Origin of the sequence: Dyadobacter chenwenxiniae, assembly GCF_022869785.1 — a bacterium.
GTDB lineage: Bacteria > Bacteroidota > Bacteroidia > Cytophagales > Spirosomataceae > Dyadobacter > Dyadobacter chenwenxiniae.
In genome coordinates, this window is sequence record NZ_CP094997.1 from 5865857 (window position 1) to 5887140 (window position 21284).

A 21284-nucleotide genomic window follows, 5' to 3' on the forward strand; every position below is an offset into this window, starting at 1 on the left:
CTAGCCATGAAACTGAAATTATATATAGCAGGCATTCTCCTCTTTTTTGCGATGAATGTAAACGCAGGAAACTTACGCAACGCGCATTCCGGATATGCATCTGAAAAAGACTCCATTATCGTGACATTCGGCGACAGGACGAGGCTCATTATCTATGGAGAAAACCGGAAGGAACTGGATAAGATTATGCAGTATGATCTGAATACATTGCTTAAAGATCTAAAAATCAAGCTAGATAGTTCAAGTGCGGACACCACATATTTGAGAGAGGAGATAAACGGTAATAAGTATTTGAAGGACAAGACAAACGACGAAGATTATGTACGGATTGGCCTGCGGGGTATTCATATTAAGGACGGAGACACAGAAGTGAGGATCAATGCAAAAGGTGTTGAAGTCAATAGCGACGGCGACACAGTTACGACAGATTCAAATTACAGACGAACTGGAAAACGTTTTTACAGGTCGGGTGGTGGTTCGAGCCCGCGTAAGGGATTTAATATAGCATTAGGTTTAAATACATATGGTACAAATGAAGCCACAGCAGGCTTTATAAAAGATAAATACGATTTAAAACCGTTCGGATCACGCTATATAAGCCTTGGCTACATTGCCAGCACAACAATTGCAAGAGGCAAGAATGCCAGACTGCATCTTGATTTCGGCGTTGACTTCTCTTGGTACAACCTGATGTTTGACGGGAATAACACGATTACCAAAGACTCACTCAAAGTCGATTTCCCGTTGGTTACAAACGAAAATCGGGAAGAAGTCGAGATGAGAAAAAGCAAGCTGGTTGTGCCGTATGTGAATATTTCTTTCATGCCGACACTCAGTTTCCCGAGATCTTTTATCTCCTACATAAGCGCCGGAGTCTATGGAGGATACCGACTGGGAAGCTATACCAAACTTAGGCGCGAGGGAAGTAAGGATGTGGATCATGTCAGGCAAAATTTTTATATCGAAGATTTGCGATATGGTTTTGCGGCAGAGTTAGGCATTAGAAATTTCCCCGATTTCTTTTTGAACTATGATTTCAATAATCTGTATGAAGCGGGTAAGGGGCCTTCTGTGAGGATGCTCAGCTTTGGAGTAAGATTATTTTAAAAAGTCTAAATGTGCGGAATAGCGGCTTAAAACAATGTATTTTGTTTGAGCCGCTATTTTTTTCTTTATTTTTTTGAAAACAATTTGAGAATTTAAGAAAAGAGCTTAATTTTGCGACTCCAAAAAGTGAGACAAGCGGTTTTCACGGTTGTGTTGAAATGTTGATTGGGGGTGTACCAGAGCGGCCAAATGGGGCAGACTGTAAATCTGCTGGTGTATGCCTACGGTGGTTCGAATCCATCCGCCCCCACAGTTTGTGCCACAATAAGCTTCTGAGATTACCAGTTTCAGGAGGAGGCATAAAACAAATGCGGAAGTAGCTCAGCTGGTAGAGCGATAGCCTTCCAAGCTATAGGTCGCGAGTTCGAACCTCGTCTTCCGCTCATTTAAAACACCATCGAAGCGATTAGCGAAAACATTCATTAGATACTTTTTCGCTAATCGCTTTTTGGTGTTAACTGATCGAAATGTCAAACGTAACATTTCTAAATGTATTGGAGTTTTGCTTTTGTAGCTCAGGGGTAGAGCACTTCCTTGGTAAGGAAGAGGTCAGGGGTTCAAATCCCCTCAAAAGCTCAGAAGATGAGAAGTTGAGTAGAGCACTTCCTTGGTAAGGAAGAGGTCAGGGCCGGGCGGCCGGTGCCGTTCAAATCCCCTCAAAAGCTCGGAAGATGAGATGTTGAGTAGAGCACTTCCTTGGTAAGGAAGAGGTCAGGGACGGTCTGCCGCGCGGTTCAAATCCCCTCAATGGCTCGGAAAAGTTTTGATCCTTGTATTTAGTTTTAATTGATTTTGGAGTGCTTGGCTAGTGTAAGCTAAACAGGATCAATCATTAGTGTTTAATAAATTGTAACTTTTAATTTTAAGCGTACTTAAGTCATGGCAAAAGAGACGTTTGACCGCTCGAAACCCCACGTAAATATTGGTACTATCGGGCACGTTGACCACGGTAAAACTACCCTTACTGCAGCTATCACAACTGTGTTGGCGAAAAAGGGTTTAGCAGTACTTCGCGATTTCTCATCAATTGATAATGCTCCTGAAGAGAAAGAGCGTGGTATTACAATTAACACATCCCACGTTGAGTATTCGACAGCAAACCGTCACTATGCTCACGTTGACTGTCCAGGTCACGCGGATTATGTAAAGAACATGGTAACTGGTGCTGCCCAGATGGACGGCGCTATCATCGTAGTTGCTGCTACTGATGGACCAATGCCACAAACACGTGAGCACATTCTTTTGGCTCGCCAGGTTGGTGTTCCTCAGCTTGTTGTGTTCATGAACAAAGTGGATATGGTTGATGATCCAGAACTTCTTGAACTTGTTGAAATGGAAATTCGTGAGCTTTTGAGCTTCTACGATTACGATGGAGACAACATTCCAGTTATCCAAGGTTCTGCTTTGGGTGGTTTGAATGGTGAAGACAAATGGGTGAAAACGATCGAAGATTTGATGGATGCTGTTGACAGCTACATTCCAATTCCTCCTCGTATGACTGATCTTCCTTTCCTTATGCCTGTTGAAGACGTATTCTCGATCACTGGTCGTGGTACTGTTGCAACTGGTCGTATCGAAAGAGGTGTAATCAACTCTGGTGAAGCAGTTGATATCCTTGGAATGGGTGCAGAAGGTCTTAAATCAGTAGTAACTGGTGTTGAGATGTTCCGTAAAATCCTTGACCGTGGAGAAGCTGGTGACAACGTAGGTCTTTTGCTTCGTGGTATCAACAAAGAAGATATCCGTCGTGGAATGGTAATCTGTAAGCCAGGTTCAGTTAAGCCTCACGCTGCTTTCAAAGGCGAGGTTTATGTACTTTCGAAAGAAGAAGGTGGACGTCACACTCCATTCTTTAACAAATACCGTCCTCAGTTTTACTTCCGTACCACGGACGTAACAGGTGAAATTTCTCTTCCAGCTGGTGTAGAAATGGTTATGCCTGGTGATAACATCACAATTGATGTGAAATTGATCAACAAGATTGCTATGGAAAAAGGTCTTCGTTTCGCGATTCGTGAAGGTGGACGTACCGTAGGTGCTGGTCAGGTTACTGAAATTCTTGACTAATCAAGATTAGAATATTAAAACAAGTGCATTTCCTATGGGATGCACTTGTTTTTTATAATTAAATCGTATCTTTGCAGCCCGAAAGTACGGGTCGTTAGATAAACGGGTGTAGTTCAAGGGTAGAATAGCGGTCTCCAAAACCGTTGATGGGAGTTCGAATCTCTCCACCCGTGCATAATAAAAGGACAAATGGAAAAATTTACTTCTTTTTTGAAAGCTTCTTGGGAAGAAATCACCCAGCATGTAACATGGCCTCCTTTTAACGAGCTTCAGGCTAATACGACTTTGGTCCTGGTAGGATCTCTCATCTTCGCATTTGTAGTTGGAGTGATGGACCTTGTCTTTGAAAATGCATTTAAGCTGTTTTATCAGTCTTTCTAAGGCTATTATTATTATTATAGTGGCAACCCCCAGAATGGTATGAGTAGTCTAAATTGGTTTGTATTAAGGGCAGTGTCGGGACAGGAGAAAAAAATCAAGTCCTACATTGAAAATGAGATAACACGGCAGAAACTAAATGAATTCGTTCCGCAGATTCTTATACCTTCTGAGAAGATATACGAAATGCGTAATGGAAAGAAGCGTGTTAGAGAGAAAAACTTTTTCCCTGGATACATTATCATTTCGGCGGATTTATCAAAAGGTGAGGTTTTACACATTATAACCAGTATTCCTGGTGTTATAGGCTTCCTAGGAAATGCAGAGGGTAACTCAAAAGTTCCTGTGCCACTTCGTCAATCTGAAATTAATAGAATTTTAGGGAAAGTTGATGAAGCTGAGCAGCATGAAGAAGCGCCAAGTATGTCCTTTATTAGAGGGGAAACTGTCAAAGTTGTTGATGGACCTTTCAGCGGATTTATTGGTGTGGTAGAGGAAGTATTTGACGAGAAGAAAAAACTAAATGTAGTTGTAAAAATATTCGGGCGTAATACACCCGTGGAACTCAGTTACGCACAAGTCGAAAAGGATAGTTGAAAGCATAATGGGCAGGGTAAGCTTCCACTTGCATATAAGCCGTTAAGCAATCAATGAACCGAAAATTACAAAAACAATGGCAAAAGAAATAGGTGGATACGTCAAACTACAGGTAAAAGGTGGCCAAGCCAATCCTTCACCTCCTATCGGTCCTGCATTGGGTTCGAAGGGTTTGAATATCATGGAGTTTTGCAAGCAATTCAATGGCCGTACCCAGGATAAAATGGGTGTGGTATTGCCGGTAGTTATTACTTACTATAAGGATAAGTCTTTTGACTTCGTCATTAAGACCCCCCCGGCCGCGATTCTGCTTCTGGAAGCATCAAAAGTAAAGACAGGTTCGGCTCAGCCAAACCGTTTGAAAGTAGGTTCGGTATCATGGGATCAGGTTCGTACGATCGCTGAGACTAAAATGCCTGACTTAAACTGCTTTACAATTGATTCTGCTATGAAAATGATAGCGGGAACGGCTCGTAGTATGGGTATTACTGTTGCAGGCAAGGCCCCGTGGGAAGAAAACAACTGAGCGTAAAAATATTTATACGCTGAAAGAAACAAAGAACATGGGAAAATTAACCAAAAAGCAAAAAGAAGCTCTTTCGAAATTCGACGCAAATCAAGTTTATTCTCTTGAACAAGCAGCGGACGTACTTAAGACGATTTCTTATACCAAATTTGACTCTTCCGTGGACATCGACGTTCGTTTGGGCGTAGATCCACGTAAAGCTGATCAAATGGTACGTGGCGTGGTAACATTGCCACACGGAACCGGAAAAGAAGTTCGTGTATTGGTTTTGTGTACTCCAGATAAGGAGGCAGAAGCGAAAGAAGCAGGAGCGGATTATGTTGGTCTTGATGAATATATTCAAAAAATTGAGCAAGGCTGGACAGACGTCGACGTAATTATCACAATGCCGAGTGTGATGGCAAAAGTGGGACGGTTAGGTAAGGTTTTAGGTCCTCGCGGATTGATGCCAAACCCTAAATCAGGAACGGTAACTCCGGATGTAGCGAAAGCTGTGAAGGAAGTAAAAGCAGGTAAGATTGATTTCAAAGTTGATAAAACAGGAATCATTCATGCAAGTGTTGGTAAAGTTTCTTTTGGAAACGAACAGCTTGTGCAAAATGCTACAGAAGTTATCAATACCCTGGTTCGCCTTAAACCATCATCGGCAAAAGGAACTTACGTTAAAAGCATTCACTTGTCAAGCACGATGAGCCCGGGTGTTACTATTGATAAAAACACGATTCCAGGATTATAATATGACACGGGAAGAGAAAGCAGTAATTATAGACGAGTTAAGTCAAAAATTCTCTAGCACCCCATACTTCTATATCACCAGCGCAAACGGAATGTCTGTTGGTGAGACAAACCAACTAAGAGGCCTTTGCTTCGAGCGTGGTGTGGAGTATCGTGTTGTTAAGAATACATTGATAAGAAAAGCACTAGAGACATTAGATACGGATTATTCCTCTTTTGACGAAGTTTTAAAAGGATTTTCCGGAGTTATGTTTCACCCGGAGTCAGGTAAGGTTCCTGCACAATTGATTAAAGAATTCAAGAAGAAATCAGGTAGTGACAAGCTTAAATTTAAAGGAGCTTCTGTTGATTCATCTGTTTTCGTTGGTGAAAGCCAGCTTGACGTTCTGATCGCTCTGAAATCAAAGCAAGAAATGATTGGAGAGATTATCGGATTGTTGCAATCACCTGCTAAAAATGTTATCGGCGCCCTTCAAAGCGGTGGAAACAAATTGGCTGGTATTTTGAAAACCTTGTCTGAGAAAGAAGACTAATATTAATAGCCAGGCTAAGCTCTCCGGGATAGAAAATGGAGCTTTTAAAATCATCTTATTGTATAATCAAAAAATCTAAATAAAAATGGCAGATTTGAAAGCTTTCGCAGAACAGCTTGTTAACCTTACGGTTAAAGAAGTGAACGAATTGGCTACAATTCTTAAGGACGAGTACGGTATTGAGCCTGCAGCTGCTGGTGCAGTTATGGTAGCAGGTCCTGCTGCTGGCGGTGGTTCAGATGCTCCTGTTGCTGAGGAAAAAACATCTTTTGATGTAATCTTGAAAGCAGCTGGTCAAAGCAAACTTGCTGTTGTGAAATTGGTTAAAGACCTTACTGGTCTTGGCTTGAAAGAAGCAAAAGAACTAGTTGACGGCGCTCCTAAGCCTGTTAAAGAAGGAGTTGCAAAAGACGAAGCAGAAGCTTTGAAAAAACAACTTGAAGAAGCTGGTGCAGAAGTTGAAGTGAAGTAATTTGCTTTATACCAATAGCCTATAATTCTAAGGAATGAGGCCTGATTTACGTCAGGTCTTTTTCCTATTTATGTATATACCAAACGAAAAACGAGTTTTTTACGTTTGAATTTAGATAGCCCAAATTTTTATCCGGATCTATCATTCTTCTTTTCAAATAATTTGCGCGAAACACTTCTTTACTCGTAGGAAAGGAGAATAGGGGCAATTATTTATCTCTACGAGGCAAGAGATTAGGTTTAAAACTAATTATTACGATTGCGTTGCGTAAAGTTTTCTTCGGCGCATTAGTTTTTCTACTAACCAAAATCAGACATAGCCTTGGCTACAATTAAAGCAACACCTAGAAAGAATTTTTCCAGGATCAATCAGATTATCGATTATCCAGATTTGCTAGGAATCCAGGTTCAATCGTTCCGGGATTTCTTCAGTCTTGATACATCGGTTGAAGATCGTTCGGGAGAAGGATTGTACAAAGTTTTCGCAGAAAACTTTCCTATTGCCGATTCACGCGACAATTTCGTGTTGGAGTTCATCGATTATCTTCTTGAACCACCGAAATATTCTGTCGATGAATCCATTGATCGCGGACTGACTTATGCAGTACCGTTGAAAGCAAAATTACGTTTGATATGTAATGATGCTGATCATGAAGAATTTGAAACCATTGAGCAGGAGGTTTTCTTAGGAAACATTCCTTACATGACCGAAAGAGGTTCTTTTGTAATCAATGGTGCTGAGCGCGTTATCGTTTCACAACTTCACCGCTCCCCAGGTGTGTTCTTCTCCATGAGCAAGCACACCAACGGTTCCAAATTGTACTCTGCGCGTATTATTCCTTTCAAGGGATCTTGGATTGAATTCTCGACGGATGTTAACAATGTGATGTACGCGTACATCGACCGTAAGAAAAAATTCCCTGTTACAACACTTTTGAGAGCCATCGGTTTTGGTTCGGATAAAGATATTCTTGACCTGTTTGGTCTATCGGAAGAAATCAGTGCAACGCCTGCAAACTTGAAAAAAGCAGTAGGCCGCCGTTTGGCTGCAAGGGTTCTTCGTACATGGACTGAGGATTTCGTGGATGAGGATACAGGCGAGGTTGTTTCTATCCAACGTAACGAAGTTTTGTTGGAACGTGATTCGACCATTTCTCCTGAGGATATCGAAGTGATTGTAGAATCCGGACAGAAGTCTGTGATTTTGCACAAAGAAGATATGAATGTTGCGGATTATAACATCATTTATAACACGCTGCAAAAAGATAGCTCAAACTCTGATAAAGAGGCAGTTGAGCAAATTTACCGCCAATTGCGTAATGCAGAGGCACCGGACGAACAAACTGCTCGCGATGTTATTCAGAGTTTGTTCTTCAGTGACAAACGTTACGACCTTGGTGACGTTGGCCGTTACAGGATCAACAAAAAATTAGGTTCTGACACAAGTTTGGACGTTCGCGTTCTTACAACAGGTGATATCGTTTCTATCGTGAAGTATCTGATCGGTTTGATCAATGCAAAAGCGGTTGTCGATGATATTGACCACTTGTCAAACCGTCGTGTGCGTACAGTAGGCGAGCAGCTTTATGCTCAGTTTGGTGTAGGTCTTGCACGTATGGCGCGTACAATTAAGGAGCGTATGAATGTGCGTGATAATGAAGACTTTAAGCCCGTTGATTTGATCAATGCGCGGACTTTGTCTTCGGTAATCAACTCATTCTTTGGTACAAACCAATTGTCTCAGTTCATGGATCAAACCAATCCATTGGCTGAGATTACGCATAAGCGTAGAATGTCGGCACTTGGGCCTGGTGGTCTTTCTCGCGAAAGAGCTGGTTTCGAGGTTCGTGACGTTCACTACACACACTACGGTCGTCTTTGTACGATTGAAACTCCTGAAGGACCGAATATTGGTTTGATTTCATCCCTTTGCGTTTTTGCAAAAGTGAATGGAATGGGCTTTATCGAAACACCTTATCGCGTAATCGATGGTGCTGGTAAGCTGACTGATGAGCTTATTTATATGACTGCCGAAGAAGAAGATTCCAAATACATTGCACAAGCAAATGCTTCTGTGGATGATAAAGGAAACTTTACGGTGGAAAAAATCAAGACGCGTTTCGAAGGTGATTTCCCGATGGTGGATCCTTCACAAGCGTCGTTTATGGACGTTGCTGCGAACCAGATCGTTTCGGTTGCCGCTTCATTGATTCCATTCCTGGAACATGATGATGCTAACCGTGCTTTGATGGGATCTAACATGCAGCGTCAAGGTGTTCCGTTGTTGCGCCCACAAGCGCCTATCGTTGGAACTGGCCTTGAAAAGCGTGTTGCAATGGATTCAAGAGCATTGGTTGTTGCAGAAGGCGACGGTGTGATTGAGTTTGTTGATGCGAAGAAAATAGTCGTTAAATATGATAGAACAGATAGTGAGCGCCTTGTAAGCTTTATTGAAGACAGCGTTTCTTATGATCTGGTTAAATTCCGTCGTACCAACCAGGATACTTGCCTTAACCTTCAACCAATGGTTCTTAAAGGCCAGAAGGTGAAAAAAGGGGAAGCACTTTGCCAGGGATATGGAACGGAAGGTGGTGAACTTGCATTAGGCCGTAACCTTTTGGTTGCATTCATGCCTTGGCAGGGATACAACTTTGAGGATGCGATTGTAATCTCGGAGAAAGTGGTTCGTGAGGACATTTTCACTTCAATTCACATTGAAGAATTTGAATTGGAAGTGCGTGATACGAAACGTGGAGAAGAAGAACTTACTGCTGAAATTCCGAACGTAAGCGAGGAAACAGTTAAGAATCTTGATGAAAACGGAATCGTTCAAGTTGGTACAGAAGTTAAAGAAGGAGATATTTTAATTGGTAAGATTACTCCAAAAGGAGAATCAGATCCAACTCCGGAAGAAAAACTGCTTCGTGCGATCTTTGGTGATAAAGCTGGTGATGTGAAGGATGCTTCGAAAAAAGCGCCACCATCAATGAAAGGTGTGGTTATTGATACCAAACTTTTCTCTCGCCCAACCAAAGAAGAGCGTGCAAAACACAAAGATGAGCTTCGTTTATTGATGAAAAAATACGGACGTGAGCTTACAGCGCTTCGTGGACGTATCATTGAGAAACTGGTTGCATTGGTTGACGGTAAAACGAGCCAGGGTGTTAAGCACAAGTTTGGTGATGAATTGGTTAGCAAAGGAATGAAGTTCAATGTGAGAAATATCTCGGAGAACCTTTTCCCTGCAAACAACCCTTACCGCGATGAATCTCAGTATGCAGTTGCCGAAGAAGTTAACTTGATCGGTGACGTGTTGACAGATTCTTGGACTGAGGATTCTGAAACCAACTTGCAAGTTTCTTTGGTTTTGAAAAATTACCTGAACGCCCGCAGTGAATTGATGGGCCGTTTCAAACGCGATCGTTTTGCGCTTGAAGTAGGTGATGAGCTTCCAGCTGGAATCGTGAAATTGGCGAAAGTATACATTGCCAAAAAACGTAAATTGAAAGTTGGGGATAAAATGGCAGGTCGTCACGGTAACAAAGGGGTTGTTGCCCGTATCGTTCGTGATGAAGATATGCCTTTCCTTGAAGACGGAACACCAATGGATATCGTGTTGAACCCGCTTGGGGTGCCTTCACGTATGAACATTGGTCAGATATATGAAACCATTCTTGCTTGGGCAGGTCTGAAATTGGGTCGTCGCTATGCCACTCCGATCTTCGATGGAGCCACGGAAGCAGAAGTTGCGGCTGAGTTGAAAGAAGCTGGATTGCCGGATTGGGGACGTACATTCCTTTATAATGGTTTGAGCGGAGAGCGCTTTGATCAGCAAATTACTGTTGGTTTGATGTACATGATGAAACTGGGTCACTTGGTTGACGATAAAATGCACGCGCGTTCTATCGGGCCATACTCGCTCATTACACAGCAACCATTGGGTGGTAAAGCACAATTCGGAGGTCAGCGTTTTGGAGAAATGGAAGTTTGGGCGCTTGAAGCGTTTGGAGCATCTCACATTCTTCAAGAAATCCTGACTGTTAAATCCGATGACGTGGTTGGCCGCGCCAAAGCATACGAAGCAATCGTGAAGGGTGAAAACCTTCCGAAACCAAATATTCCGGAGTCATTCAACGTACTTGTTCACGAGCTTCGTGGATTAGCATTGGAGATTACGCTGGACTAATATTTAGTCGTTGGCGCGGGAAACCGCGCCATTATTGAAATCAACTTTTAGACAAACGACTTTTTAATTATGTCTTTCAAAAAGAACAAAAAACTGAATAGTGATTTTTCCAGAATGACGATCAGTCTGGCTTCACCTGAGTCTATCCTTGAGAGCTCATTCGGTGAAGTAACCCAGCCTGAAACCATCAACTATCGGACTTACAAGCCGGAGATGGGCGGATTATTCTGCGAAAGAATCTTCGGACCTGTGAAGGACTGGGAATGTCATTGTGGGAAATACAAACGTATCCGTTACAAAGGAATCATCTGCGACCGTTGCGGCGTAGAAGTTACTGAGAAAAAGGTGCGTCGTGAGCGTATGGGCCACATTGAACTGGTTGTTCCAGTTGCACATATCTGGTATTTCCGCAGCTTGCCGAACAAAATCGGTTACCTGTTGGGACTATCGACCAAGAAATTGGATCAAATTATTTATTACGAGCGATATGCAGTTGTTCAGGCTGGTATCAAGGAAGAAGATGGCGTTGGTTATCTGGATTTCTTGACCGAAGATGAATATCTGGATATTATCGACAAGTTACCACGCGAAAACCAAATGCTTCCGGATGCGGATCCAAATAAGTTTATCGCGAGAATGGGTGCTGATGCGCTTGAAATGCTTTTGAACCGGATCAAACTGGATGAGCTTTCATACGAACTTCGTCACCAGGCAGCAACGGACACTTCGCAGCAACGTAAAGCAGAAGCATTAAAGCGTCTGAAAGTTGTAGAAGCATTCCGTGATGCGAACACACGCATTGAAAACCGTCCTGAGTGGATGGTGATCAAAATGGTTCCGGTTATTCCACCAGAACTTCGTCCACTTGTGCCTTTGGATGGTGGTCGTTTTGCGACTTCCGATTTGAATGACCTTTATCGTCGTGTGATCATTCGGAACAACCGTTTGAAGCGTCTGATCGAGATCAAAGCACCTGAGGTGATCTTGCGTAATGAGAAAAGGATGTTGCAGGAAGCGGTTGATTCGCTTTTCGATAACAGTCGTAAAGTGAATGCAGTGCGTTCTGAAGGTAACCGTGCATTGAAATCACTTTCTGACATGCTGAAAGGTAAGCAAGGACGTTTCCGTCAAAACTTGCTTGGTAAGCGTGTCGATTATTCTGGTCGTTCGGTAATTGTAGTAGGACCTGAATTGAAATTGCACGAGTGCGGTTTGCCAAAAGATATGGCGGCAGAATTATTCAAGCCGTTCATTATCCGCAAGCTGATCGAACGTGGAATTGTTAAAACTGTAAAATCAGCGAAGAAGATTGTAGATCGTAAAGATCCTGTGATCTGGGATATTTTGGAAAACGTTTTGAAAGGACACCCTGTTCTGCTAAACCGTGCTCCAACGCTTCACCGTTTGGGTATTCAAGCATTCCAGCCTAAGTTGATCGAAGGAAAAGCAATTCAGTTGCACCCATTGGTGTGTACTGCATTCAACGCTGACTTTGACGGTGACCAGATGGCCGTTCACGTGCCATTGGGTCAGGAAGCCGTTTTGGAAGCTTCAATGTTGATGCTTTCGTCACATAACATTCTTAACCCTGCGAATGGCGCGCCGATTACGGTTCCGTCACAAGACATGGTTTTGGGTCTGTATTATGTTACAAAAGGCCGCGTGAGCACAGACCATTATCCAATTATTGGAGAAGGAATGATTTTCTACGGTCCTGACGAGGTAATCATTGCAATCAATGAAGGCAAAGTTTCAAAACATGCCAATATCAAATGCCGCCTGCGTGTTCGTAACGACGACGGAACATTTGAAACAAAATTGATTGACACTGTTGCAGGACGTATCCTTTTCAATCAGGCTGTTCCTGAGGAAGTAGGTTACATTAATGAGTTGCTGACTAAGAAGAAATTGCAGCAGATCATTGGTCTTGTATTCAAATTGGCTGGTGTTGCCCGTACTGCTCAATTCCTGGATGAAATCAAAGAACTTGGTTTCCAAATGGCCTTCAAGGGCGGTTTGTCAATGGGATTGAACGACGTAATGGTGCCAGACGAAAAAGTGAAACTGATCGAGCAAGCGAAACTGGACGTGGAAAACGTTTGGAGCAACTACTTGATGGGTCTTATTACTGAAAACGAGCGTTATAACCAGGTTATTGATATCTGGACACGTGTTAACTCACGCATTACAGAGACGTTGATGAAGCAATTGGAAACTGACCAAGGCGGATTTAACTCAATTTATATGATGATGCACTCAGGTGCACGTGGTTCGCGTGAGCAAATCCGTCAGCTGGGTGGAATGAGGGGTCTGATGGCCAAGCCTCAGAAAAACATCGCGGGTGGTGCAGGTGAAATCATCGAGAACCCAATCCTTTCTAACTTTAAAGAAGGTCTTGACGTTCTTGAATACTTTATCTCAACACACGGTGCGCGTAAAGGTCTTGCCGATACAGCCTTGAAAACGGCTGATGCGGGTTACCTGACACGTCGTCTGCATGATGTTGCGCAGGATGTAGTTGTTATCGAAAATGACTGCGGATCACTTCGTGGAATTGCAATTTCTGCATTGAAAGATAATGAAGATATCGTTGAACCACTATCTGAGCGTATCCTTGGTCGTGTGAGCGTTCACGATGTGTTCGATCCGCTTTCTAATGAAATGATCTTGGCTTCCGGCCAGGAAATTACAGAAGAAATCGCTTCATACATTGATGAAACGAGCATTGAAACAGTTGAAATTCGTTCCGTATTGACTTGCGAAACACGTAATGGTGTTTGTGCGAAATGCTACGGACGTTCACTGGCTTCTGCTTATATGGTTAACATTGGTGAAGCTGTGGGTGTAATTGCCTCGCAGTCAATCGGTGAGCCGGGAACGCAGTTGACACTTCGTACATTCCACGTCGGTGGTACAGCTTCCAACATTTCTGTTGAAGCAAACATCAAGGCGAAATTCGATGGTGTGATTGGTTTTGAAGATCTTCGTCTTGTTCAGTCTGTGAATTCGGAAGGAGATGAAGTAACCGTAGTAATGGGTCGTTCGGGAGAGGTGAAAATTACAAATCCTGAAACAGGCCAGTTGCTGATCTCGAACAACGTTCCTTATGGAGCACACCTTTTGGTAAAAGATGGTGAGAAGGTTCAAAAAGGACAAGAACTTTGTACTTGGGATCCATATCACGCAGTAATCCTTTCAGAATTCACCGGAGTAGTATCTTTCGATGCAATTGAAGAAGGCATTACATATCGTGAAGAATTTGATGAGCAAACTGGTTTCCAGGAATCTGTGATCATTGAAACACGTGATAAAACCAAAAACCCGGCGATCGTGGTGAAAGGTAAGTCTACGTTATTGAAGGATCAGACAGAAAAAGGTTATAACCTTCCTGTTGGAGCGCGTTTGGTTGTTAAGGCCGGAGCGAACATTAAAGCGGGTCAGCCATTGGCGAAAATCCCACGTGTTGTTGGTAAAACACGCGACATTACGGGAGGTTTGCCACGTGTAACTGAACTTTTTGAAGCACGTAACCCGTCTAACCCGGCAACAGTTTCTGAAATCGATGGTGTAGTTTCTTATGGAGGTGTGAAACGCGGTAACCGTGAAATTCACATCGAATCAAGAGACGGAACGCAACGTCGCTACATGGTTGCCCTTTCGAAACACATTCTGGTTCAGGATGGTGACTTCGTGAGAGCAGGAGATCCATTGTCTGACGGCGCGATCACGCCAGCTGATATTCTTTCTATCAAAGGACCAACAGCGGTTCAGGAATATCTGGTAAATGAAATTCAGGAAGTATACCGTCTGCAAGGTGTGAAAATCAACGATAAGCATATCGAGTGTATCGTACGCCAAATGATGCAGAAAGTGGAGATCCTGGATGCAGGTGATACGAACTTCCTCGAAATGCAGCCAGTTGACCGCGTTGTATTCCGTGAAGAAAACGATAAGATCCTTGATTTGAAAGTTGTTGAAGATGCTGGTAGCTCCGAGACGCTGAAACCAGGTATGATCGTGTCTGTTCGCCGTTTACGTGACGAAAATTCAAGCCTGAAACGTCGTGACTTGAAATTGGTTACGGCACGTGATGCGCAGGCAGCTGTTGCGAAACCTACTTTGATGGGTATCACACAAGCTTCTTTGGGTACTGAAAGTTTCGTTTCTGCGGCTTCGTTCCAGGAAACAACCAAAGTATTGAGCGAAGCAGCTGTTCGTGGAAAACGCGACGAACTGAAAGGCTTGAAAGAAAACGTGATCGTAGGTCACTTGATCCCAGCCGGAACAGGAATGCGTCAATACGAAAGCCTGATCGTTGGATCAAAAGAAGAGTTCGATGCCTTGACTGATTCCCGTGAAAAACTTTCACGTAAGAAAAAGGAATTGGTTTAGATCAATTGAATAAAAAATAAAAGAGCCGGTTCTGCGCAAGTGGGACCGGCTCTTTGCTGTATTAATACTAATTTTTAGTAATTTCCGCAGAGATACGCAATCGCTGCCCGGCGCCACGGCGCGCATAAAAACCAACCGATGGAAGACGAAAACAAAGAAAACGAACAACAGATCAACGTAGAATTATCAGAGGAAATGGCCGAAGGAGTTTATTCCAATTTAGCCATGATCGCACATTCAAACAGCGAATTCATCCTCGATTTTATTCGCCTGATGCCCGGGGTCCCGCGCGCAAAAGTAAAGGCACGGATCATCATCACCCCAGAGCACGCCAAACGCCTCATTGCAGCGTTGAAAGACAACATTCAAAAGTACGAAGACCAATACGGACCTATTCCCAACTCTCAGGACAGCGAGCCAACATTTAATTTCCCAATCAGTTTCGGTGGTCCAGGCGGCGAAGCATAGCATTATCGCGGTTTTATTTACTAAGTTCTTTTGATTAGCCATTTAACTTAAGTGGCTTAATGTCACCATACTTTTGACATTTTTTGTAACTTCGGAATCTGCATAAGGAACAAATCTTTTCCGAAACCCAATAAATTCACCATGGCGTTATTTAAACTTTCAATTAACAACCGCTCATACGACGCGGATGTGGAGCGAGACACCCCGCTTTTGTGGGTGCTCCGGGACAATCTCGGGCTTGTAGGCACTAAATACGGCTGCGGCATTGCACAATGTGGCGCTTGTACAGTCCATATGGATGGTAAAGCGGTGCGTTCTTGCGTGCTGCCTGTTTCCGCTGTTGGAAAAGCGAAGGTTACAACCATTGAAGGACTCTCTGAAAAGGGAGATCATCCCGTTCAGCAAGCCTGGGATGAGGTTGACGTAGCGCAATGTGGCTATTGCCAGGCCGGTCAGATTATGACAGCAGCTGCATTGTTGAAAGAAAAGCCAAAACCTACCGAAGAAGAAATCGTTTCTACCATGAGCGGCAACATTTGCCGTTGCGGCACTTACCACCGGATTCGCGAGGCAGTCAAAGTAGCAGCATCCAAAACCAACTGACCATGCAGACATTAGAACAAACTTCAAGGCGCAATTTCATGAAGATTGCGGCTGCGGCAGGTGGCGGGCTGTTTTTGGGTTTCAATTGGACCAATTCCACTGCATTGCCTGTGGTTGTAGATGCCAAAAGCATTGCAGCCGGCTCGATAAATTTCAACAGTTATTTGTCCATTGGCACAGATAATATCATAACAATTGTTTCGCCAAACCCGGAAATTGGACAAGGAATTAAAACCGCATTTCCAATGGTCGTGGCGGAAGAATTGGATGCAGATTGGAAACAGGTAAAAACGGTTCAGGGAAATCTGGACACCGGCATATTTGAAAGACAGGTTACAGGTGGAAGCGGCGCGGTGCCCCATTCATGGGAACGGCTTCGTAAAGCAGGCGCAACGGCGCGTCATCTTTTGATAGAAGCGGCCGCAGCAAAATGGAATATCCCTGCATCAGAGTTGACAACGGAGAATGGTAAAGTTTTACACAAAACTTCCGGTAAATCGGCTACTTATGGTGAATTGGCAGAGGCTGCTTCAAAGCTAACTGCCCCAACGGAGGTCAAATTAAAAAATGAAAAGGATTTCAAACTGATCGGACAATCTGTTCGGAATGTTGATAATCATAATATAGCCACTGGGAAGCCGCTTTTCGGACTTGATTTTTACAAGGAAGGAATGTTGTTTGCCTTAATCCAAAGACCAAAAGCATTCGGATTAAAATTGAAGTCTGTTGACTCCGCCGCGGCGAAAGCAATGCCGGGCATCGTGGATGTCGTAACATTTGAAAACAGTGTTGCCGTCGTGGGCAAATCCACCTGGCAGGTGAAAAAAGCCAAAGATGCGTTGAAAATTGAGTATGAAAAAGCAGCGGAACTTGAAAGCACTGCCGATCACAACCGCATTTTCTCGCAGTTAATGGATAATGGCGAGGCAACGGTAAGGCGTAAGGACGGAGACGTGGAAGCAGCATTTAAAAATGCTGCAAAGGTCATTAAGGCCGAATATCAATGTCCTTTCCTGCCACATAGCCCATTGGAGCCGATGAACTTCTTCGCGCATGTTCGTGAAGATGGCGTTGAGCTGGTTGGGCCTACGCAAACACCCGAGCGCGCACGTACAGAGGTTGCTAAACTTACTGGCATCGCACCAGAAAAAATAACGGTTGAAATTACACGCCAGGGCGGTGGATTCGGTCGCAGGCTTTCAGCTGATTTTGTAATTGAAGCAGCGCATGTTTCAAAACTTGTAAAAGCGCCGGTAAAAGTAGTTTGGACGCGTGAGGATGATATGACTGGCGGCACTTACCGTCCCGCGGTGCGTTATCGTTTTGAAGCGGCATTGGACAAAAGCGGAACATTGATCGGCTATAAATTACGTGGCGTAGGAATGAATTCAGGCAACTCCACCCGCGAAGACAATTTCCCTTCCGGATCTGTGGATAACCTGTTAATCGACTCGGTGGAGCATAAATCACCCATTACAACAGGCCCATGGCGCGCTCCGATCACCAATTTTCTCGCTTATGCAGAGCAATCCTTTCTGGACGAAGTAGCAGAGGCAGCCGGAAAAGATCCGGTCGCGTTCAGGCTCGAATTGCTTGAAAAAGCCAAGAAATCACCGGTTAATGCGATAAAATACGACGTGGACAGGATGATAGCTGTAATCAAGCTGGCGGCAGAAAAAAGCAACTGGGGCAAGAAAAAAGGCGTTTACCAAGGATTCAGTGTCTACTTTTCGCACAGATCATACGTTGCCCAAGTAGGCGAGATTGTAATGCAGAAAGGCAAACCGGTTTTGAAGAACGTTATTGCAGCAGTGGATTGCGGTATCGTAATTAATCAAAGCGGATCATTGCAGCAGGTAAGAGGTGGCGTTGTGGATGGCCTCGGACATGCCATGTATGGCAATATGACATTCAAAGACGGTGCGCCGGATCAGAGCAACTTCAATGGTTTTCGCCTGATCAGGATGAATGAAATCCCCGAAGTGGATGTGCATTTTGTGAACAATGGCATTTCCCCCACCGGCCTCGGCGAACCTGCTTTGCCCCCGGCTGGCGGAGCAATGGCAAACGCATTTTACAAAGCAACCAAGCAACGGCTGCGTAATCAGCCATTTGTGAACGAGGAAGCATTTAAAGGCATTTCGTAAAGAAAAAAAGAATACAGTCCGAGGCAGTAAGAGATGTATCATTGCATTATCTTACTGCCTTTTACTTGTCCCGATATTCCAAAACCACAACCATGAAAAGAATAACACTGCTCTTTGCTTTGATATGCCTGGCCATCAGTGCATTCAGGGTAATAGACTTCCCACAAGCTGAAATCTCCAACGGTGTCATCAATGCTAAACTGTTTTTGCCAGACAGTGCAAACGGTTATTATCGCGGTGTAAGGTTCGATTGGGCGGGTCAGGTGCCAACTCTTGAATACAAAGGACATTCTTATTTCGGGCAGTGGAACAGCACTTATGATCCTAAATTGCATGACGCCATCATGGGACCGGTCGAAGAATTTGTAGCGCTGGATTTTGACAAGGCCAAAGCAGGTGGAACATTTGTCAAAATAGGCGTAGGTGTTTTGGTAAAACCAGATGACAAAAAATACTCATTTGCCACCAATTACGAGATCAAAGATGGAGGCAAATGGACGGTGGATAAAAAGAAAGACCAGGTAACATTCACGCATACCCTGAAAGATCCAACCGGTTATGGCTATGTGTATACCAAGACATTGAAACTGGTAAAAGGAAAGCCTCAGCTTGTATTGGAGCACAGTCTTAAAAATACAGGATCCAAAGACATTGCCACGAGCACTTACAATCATAATTTTTTCATGATTGATAAAGAACCGACCAACGAGAATATCAGGATTGTATTCCCCTTTACCGTAAGTGGAGAGGGAGCAGGTTTTGGAACAATTATTAATGCAAAGGAAAAAACGCTGACCTATGCGCGGCCAGTTGTACCAGGCGATCAGGTTTTCAGCAGCGGGCTAAAAGGTTTTGGGCCAAATGCCAAAGACTACGATATTCGTATTGAAAACATCAAAACGTCAGCAGGCGTGAGAATAACGGGAGACAGGCCCTTGGAAAAATTGGTCTACTGGGCTAATCCCACAACCTCTTGCCCTGAACCATACATTCATATCAGCGCGAAGCCAGGACAAGAAACAAAATGGAATGTTAATTATGAATTTTACACTTTCTGAACGCGTCCCGCTAACTTCGCACACTTTCAATATTCATTAAATGGGATCGCATAAACATCTTGACAAGGCATCTGCAGCCGGGCTTCTGGTTGCATTAGGAATCATTTTTGGAGATATCGGCACCTCGCCGCTGTATGTAATGCAAGCGATTATTGGCAAAGAAATGATCTCTGAGGAGGTTGTTTACGGAGCCGTTTCATGCATTTTCTGGACTTTAACCCTCCAAACCACGCTGAAATATGTGATCCTTATTCTCCGTGCAGATAATAAAGGCGAAGGAGGGATTCTCGCATTGTATGCATTAGTAAGGAAAAATGCGCGCTGGCTAACCGTTCCGGCTATTATTGGTGCGAGCACATTGCTGGCTGACGGCATCATAACGCCGCCTATTTCCGTATCATCCGCAGTGGAGGGCTTACAAATTCTTTATCCCAATATTCAGACCATTCCCATCGTGATCGGAATTCTGACGCTGCTGTTCATCATTCAGATCTTTGGGACAACCATTGTCGGACGTGCTTTCGGACCGGTTATGATGATCTGGTTCGTGATGCTTGCCGTTTTAGGTGTGCACCAGGTAAGCGGGCATTTGGAAATATTAAAGTCGCTGAATCCGTACTACGGCTATCAGTTACTTGCAAACCATCCCGGCGGGTTTTGGATGTTGGGCGCCGTGTTTCTTTGTACGACGGGCGCAGAAGCATTATATAGCGATCTCGGGCATTGCGGGCGCGGGAATATCCGGGTGAGTTGGGTTTTTGTGAAAACCTGCCTCATTCTCAATTATTTCGGACAAGGTGCATGGTTAATTGCCCACACGGGAACCCATCTGGAAGGTAAAAAGCCTTTCTACGAAATTATGCCAGACTGGTGGCTCCTGCCCGGGATTGCGATTGCAACCATGGCGACCGTCATTGCCAGCCAGGCCTTGATAAGCGGTTCATTTACATTGATTTCCGAGGCGATCCGCCTCAATTTCTGGCCTAAGGTGCGATTGGTCTACCCAAGTGATCAGAAAGGCCAGCTATATGTGCCAAGTGTAAACTGGCTTTTGTGGGCCGGCTGCATAGGGATTGTCCTTTATTTCAAGGAATCATCACACATGGAAGCAGCTTATGGTCTGGCTATTACAATGACAATGATTATGACCACAATTCTCATGTCGGTCTATCTATATGTAAACAAAGTGCAAAAGTGGCTGCTTGCGATTTTTATTGTAGTCTATCTGGCAATTGAGGGGGCTTTTCTGGCTGCTAACCTGCTGAAATTTATGCACGGGGGATGGGTTTCCCTGTTGCTTGCAATGGTCATTGGTTTTGTTATAACGGTCTGGCTTAGAGCCTATTTTATCAAATTAAGACTTACAGAGTTTGAAAGTCTGGAAAAGTACATAGGACCTTTGCGTGAGCTTAGCAATGATATTAGCATTCCTAAATACTCCACCCACCTGATTTTTATGTCCAATGCGTCGCATGAATCCGAAATCGAGACGAAGATCATTTACTCCGTCTTTTACAAGCGCCCCAAACGCGCCGATATTTACTGGTTTGTGCATGTAGAAACGACCGATGAGCCATATACGATGGATTATCACGTCAACATTCTTGCTGAGGATGATGTTATTAAAGTAACATTCAGGTTAGGTTTCCGAATTGAGCAACGCATAAATCTGTTTTTCCGCAAGGTGGTTGAAGATATGGTGGCTAATAAGGAAGTTGATATTACCAGCCGTTATGAGTCTTTGAACCGCCAGAACATAACCGGCGACTTCCGTTTTATCGTTCTTGAACGTTATCTTTCACTTGAAAACAATCTGCCTTTCATGGAGGAGGTAATCATGAAGATTTATTTTGCAATTAAAAGCATTACAACTTCGGAAGATAAATGGTTTGGGTTGGATAGCAGTGCGGTCAAAGTCGAAAAAGTGCCGCTGGTGCTGACGCCAAGCGAGAAGATCCGGATGAAAAGAGTATATAGCTAGTTCGTCGCGTAGAACTATTTAGTGTTATTTATAAG

The 21284-nt window shown here is 43.8% G+C and carries 15 protein-coding genes and 4 tRNA genes; all 19 read left to right on the forward strand.

The window, feature by feature from the left end; translation table 11 throughout:
• Positions 1-6: 6 nt before the first annotated feature.
• Positions 7-1107 carry a hypothetical protein gene (locus MUK70_RS25155; protein WP_234657423.1) on the forward strand — a complete coding sequence of 367 codons (1101 nt, stop codon included), beginning with the start codon at positions 7-9 and terminating at the stop codon, positions 1105-1107.
• 167 nt (positions 1108-1274) lie between these two features.
• Positions 1275-1357 (forward strand) — tRNA-Tyr (locus tag MUK70_RS25160).
• A 60-nt stretch (positions 1358-1417) separates the two neighbouring features.
• Positions 1418-1490, forward strand: a tRNA-Gly gene (locus MUK70_RS25165).
• A gap of 121 nt (positions 1491-1611) precedes the next feature.
• A tRNA-Thr gene (locus tag MUK70_RS25170) sits at positions 1612-1683 on the forward strand.
• 303 nt (positions 1684-1986) lie between these two features.
• Complete coding sequence (gene tuf, locus MUK70_RS25175; protein ID WP_234605594.1) at positions 1987-3174, forward strand: elongation factor Tu; 1188 nt, start codon at positions 1987-1989, stop codon at positions 3172-3174.
• Positions 3175-3276: 102 nt separating this feature from the next.
• A tRNA-Trp gene (locus MUK70_RS25180) sits at positions 3277-3347 on the forward strand.
• 16 nt (positions 3348-3363) lie between these two features.
• Entirely contained in the window at positions 3364-3555 is a 192-nt protein-coding gene (gene secE, locus MUK70_RS25185; RefSeq protein ID WP_234657422.1) for a preprotein translocase subunit SecE, read from the forward strand.
• A 39-nt stretch (positions 3556-3594) separates the two neighbouring features.
• Positions 3595-4149: a transcription termination/antitermination protein NusG gene (gene nusG, locus MUK70_RS25190; RefSeq protein ID WP_082216648.1), complete on the forward strand. Its 555-nt coding sequence runs from the start codon at positions 3595-3597 to the stop codon at positions 4147-4149.
• A gap of 76 nt (positions 4150-4225) precedes the next feature.
• Positions 4226-4675: a 50S ribosomal protein L11 gene (gene rplK / locus MUK70_RS25195; protein ID WP_026631777.1), complete on the forward strand. Its 450-nt coding sequence runs from the start codon at positions 4226-4228 to the stop codon at positions 4673-4675.
• A gap of 37 nt (positions 4676-4712) precedes the next feature.
• Complete coding sequence (rplA, locus tag MUK70_RS25200) at positions 4713-5411, forward strand: 50S ribosomal protein L1 (RefSeq protein ID WP_233854906.1); 699 nt, start codon at positions 4713-4715, stop codon at positions 5409-5411.
• Between the two features lies 1 nt (position 5412).
• A complete protein-coding gene (rplJ, locus tag MUK70_RS25205) occupies positions 5413-5943 on the forward strand; it encodes a 50S ribosomal protein L10 (protein WP_234657421.1) in 531 nt (176 codons plus the stop codon).
• 85 nt (positions 5944-6028) lie between these two features.
• Positions 6029-6415 (forward strand): 50S ribosomal protein L7/L12, encoded by a 387-nt coding sequence (rplL, locus tag MUK70_RS25210; protein WP_233854903.1) that lies wholly within the window; start codon positions 6029-6031, stop codon positions 6413-6415.
• Positions 6416-6736: 321 nt separating this feature from the next.
• Positions 6737-10600 (forward strand): DNA-directed RNA polymerase subunit beta, encoded by a 3864-nt coding sequence (gene rpoB / locus MUK70_RS25215; RefSeq protein ID WP_234657420.1) that lies wholly within the window; start codon positions 6737-6739, stop codon positions 10598-10600.
• A gap of 69 nt (positions 10601-10669) precedes the next feature.
• Positions 10670-14992: a DNA-directed RNA polymerase subunit beta' gene (rpoC, locus tag MUK70_RS25220; RefSeq protein WP_234657419.1), complete on the forward strand. Its 4323-nt coding sequence runs from the start codon at positions 10670-10672 to the stop codon at positions 14990-14992.
• A gap of 138 nt (positions 14993-15130) precedes the next feature.
• Complete coding sequence (locus tag MUK70_RS25225; RefSeq protein WP_234605588.1) at positions 15131-15460, forward strand: DUF3467 domain-containing protein; 330 nt, start codon at positions 15131-15133, stop codon at positions 15458-15460.
• A gap of 141 nt (positions 15461-15601) precedes the next feature.
• The gene (locus MUK70_RS25230) at positions 15602-16063 is read left to right on the forward strand and encodes a (2Fe-2S)-binding protein (RefSeq protein ID WP_234605587.1); all 462 of its coding nucleotides are present in this window, start codon (positions 15602-15604) and stop codon (positions 16061-16063) included.
• 2 nt (positions 16064-16065) lie between these two features.
• Positions 16066-18210 carry a xanthine dehydrogenase family protein molybdopterin-binding subunit gene (locus MUK70_RS25235; protein WP_234657418.1) on the forward strand — a complete coding sequence of 715 codons (2145 nt, stop codon included), beginning with the start codon at positions 16066-16068 and terminating at the stop codon, positions 18208-18210.
• A gap of 92 nt (positions 18211-18302) precedes the next feature.
• The gene (locus tag MUK70_RS25240) at positions 18303-19268 is read left to right on the forward strand and encodes a hypothetical protein (protein ID WP_234657417.1); all 966 of its coding nucleotides are present in this window, start codon (positions 18303-18305) and stop codon (positions 19266-19268) included.
• 40 nt (positions 19269-19308) lie between these two features.
• Positions 19309-21249: a KUP/HAK/KT family potassium transporter gene (locus tag MUK70_RS25245; protein ID WP_234657415.1), complete on the forward strand. Its 1941-nt coding sequence runs from the start codon at positions 19309-19311 to the stop codon at positions 21247-21249.
• The last annotated feature ends 35 nt before the right edge of the window (positions 21250-21284 follow it).

Bases quoted from the DNA above. Each gene is read 5' to 3' on its own strand.
- MUK70_RS25225 (WP_234605588.1), top strand. From the start codon at position 15,131: ATGGAAGACGAAAACAAAGAAAACGAACAACAGATCAACGTAGAATTA.
- MUK70_RS25230 (WP_234605587.1), top strand. From the start codon at position 15,602: ATGGCGTTATTTAAACTTTCAATTAACAACCGCTCATACGACGCGGAT.
- MUK70_RS25245 (WP_234657415.1), top strand. From the start codon at position 19,309: ATGGGATCGCATAAACATCTTGACAAGGCATCTGCAGCCGGGCTTCTG.
- MUK70_RS25240 (WP_234657417.1), top strand. From the start codon at position 18,303: ATGAAAAGAATAACACTGCTCTTTGCTTTGATATGCCTGGCCATCAGT.
- secE (WP_234657422.1), top strand. From the start codon at position 3,364: ATGGAAAAATTTACTTCTTTTTTGAAAGCTTCTTGGGAAGAAATCACC.
- rpoC (WP_234657419.1), top strand. From the start codon at position 10,670: ATGTCTTTCAAAAAGAACAAAAAACTGAATAGTGATTTTTCCAGAATG.
- rplL (WP_233854903.1), top strand. From the start codon at position 6,029: ATGGCAGATTTGAAAGCTTTCGCAGAACAGCTTGTTAACCTTACGGTT.
- nusG (WP_082216648.1), top strand. From the start codon at position 3,595: ATGAGTAGTCTAAATTGGTTTGTATTAAGGGCAGTGTCGGGACAGGAG.
- rplK (WP_026631777.1), top strand. From the start codon at position 4,226: ATGGCAAAAGAAATAGGTGGATACGTCAAACTACAGGTAAAAGGTGGC.
- MUK70_RS25235 (WP_234657418.1), top strand. From the start codon at position 16,066: ATGCAGACATTAGAACAAACTTCAAGGCGCAATTTCATGAAGATTGCG.
- tuf (WP_234605594.1), top strand. From the start codon at position 1,987: ATGGCAAAAGAGACGTTTGACCGCTCGAAACCCCACGTAAATATTGGT.
- MUK70_RS25155 (WP_234657423.1), top strand. From the start codon at position 7: ATGAAACTGAAATTATATATAGCAGGCATTCTCCTCTTTTTTGCGATG.
- rplJ (WP_234657421.1), top strand. From the start codon at position 5,413: ATGACACGGGAAGAGAAAGCAGTAATTATAGACGAGTTAAGTCAAAAA.
- rplA (WP_233854906.1), top strand. From the start codon at position 4,713: ATGGGAAAATTAACCAAAAAGCAAAAAGAAGCTCTTTCGAAATTCGAC.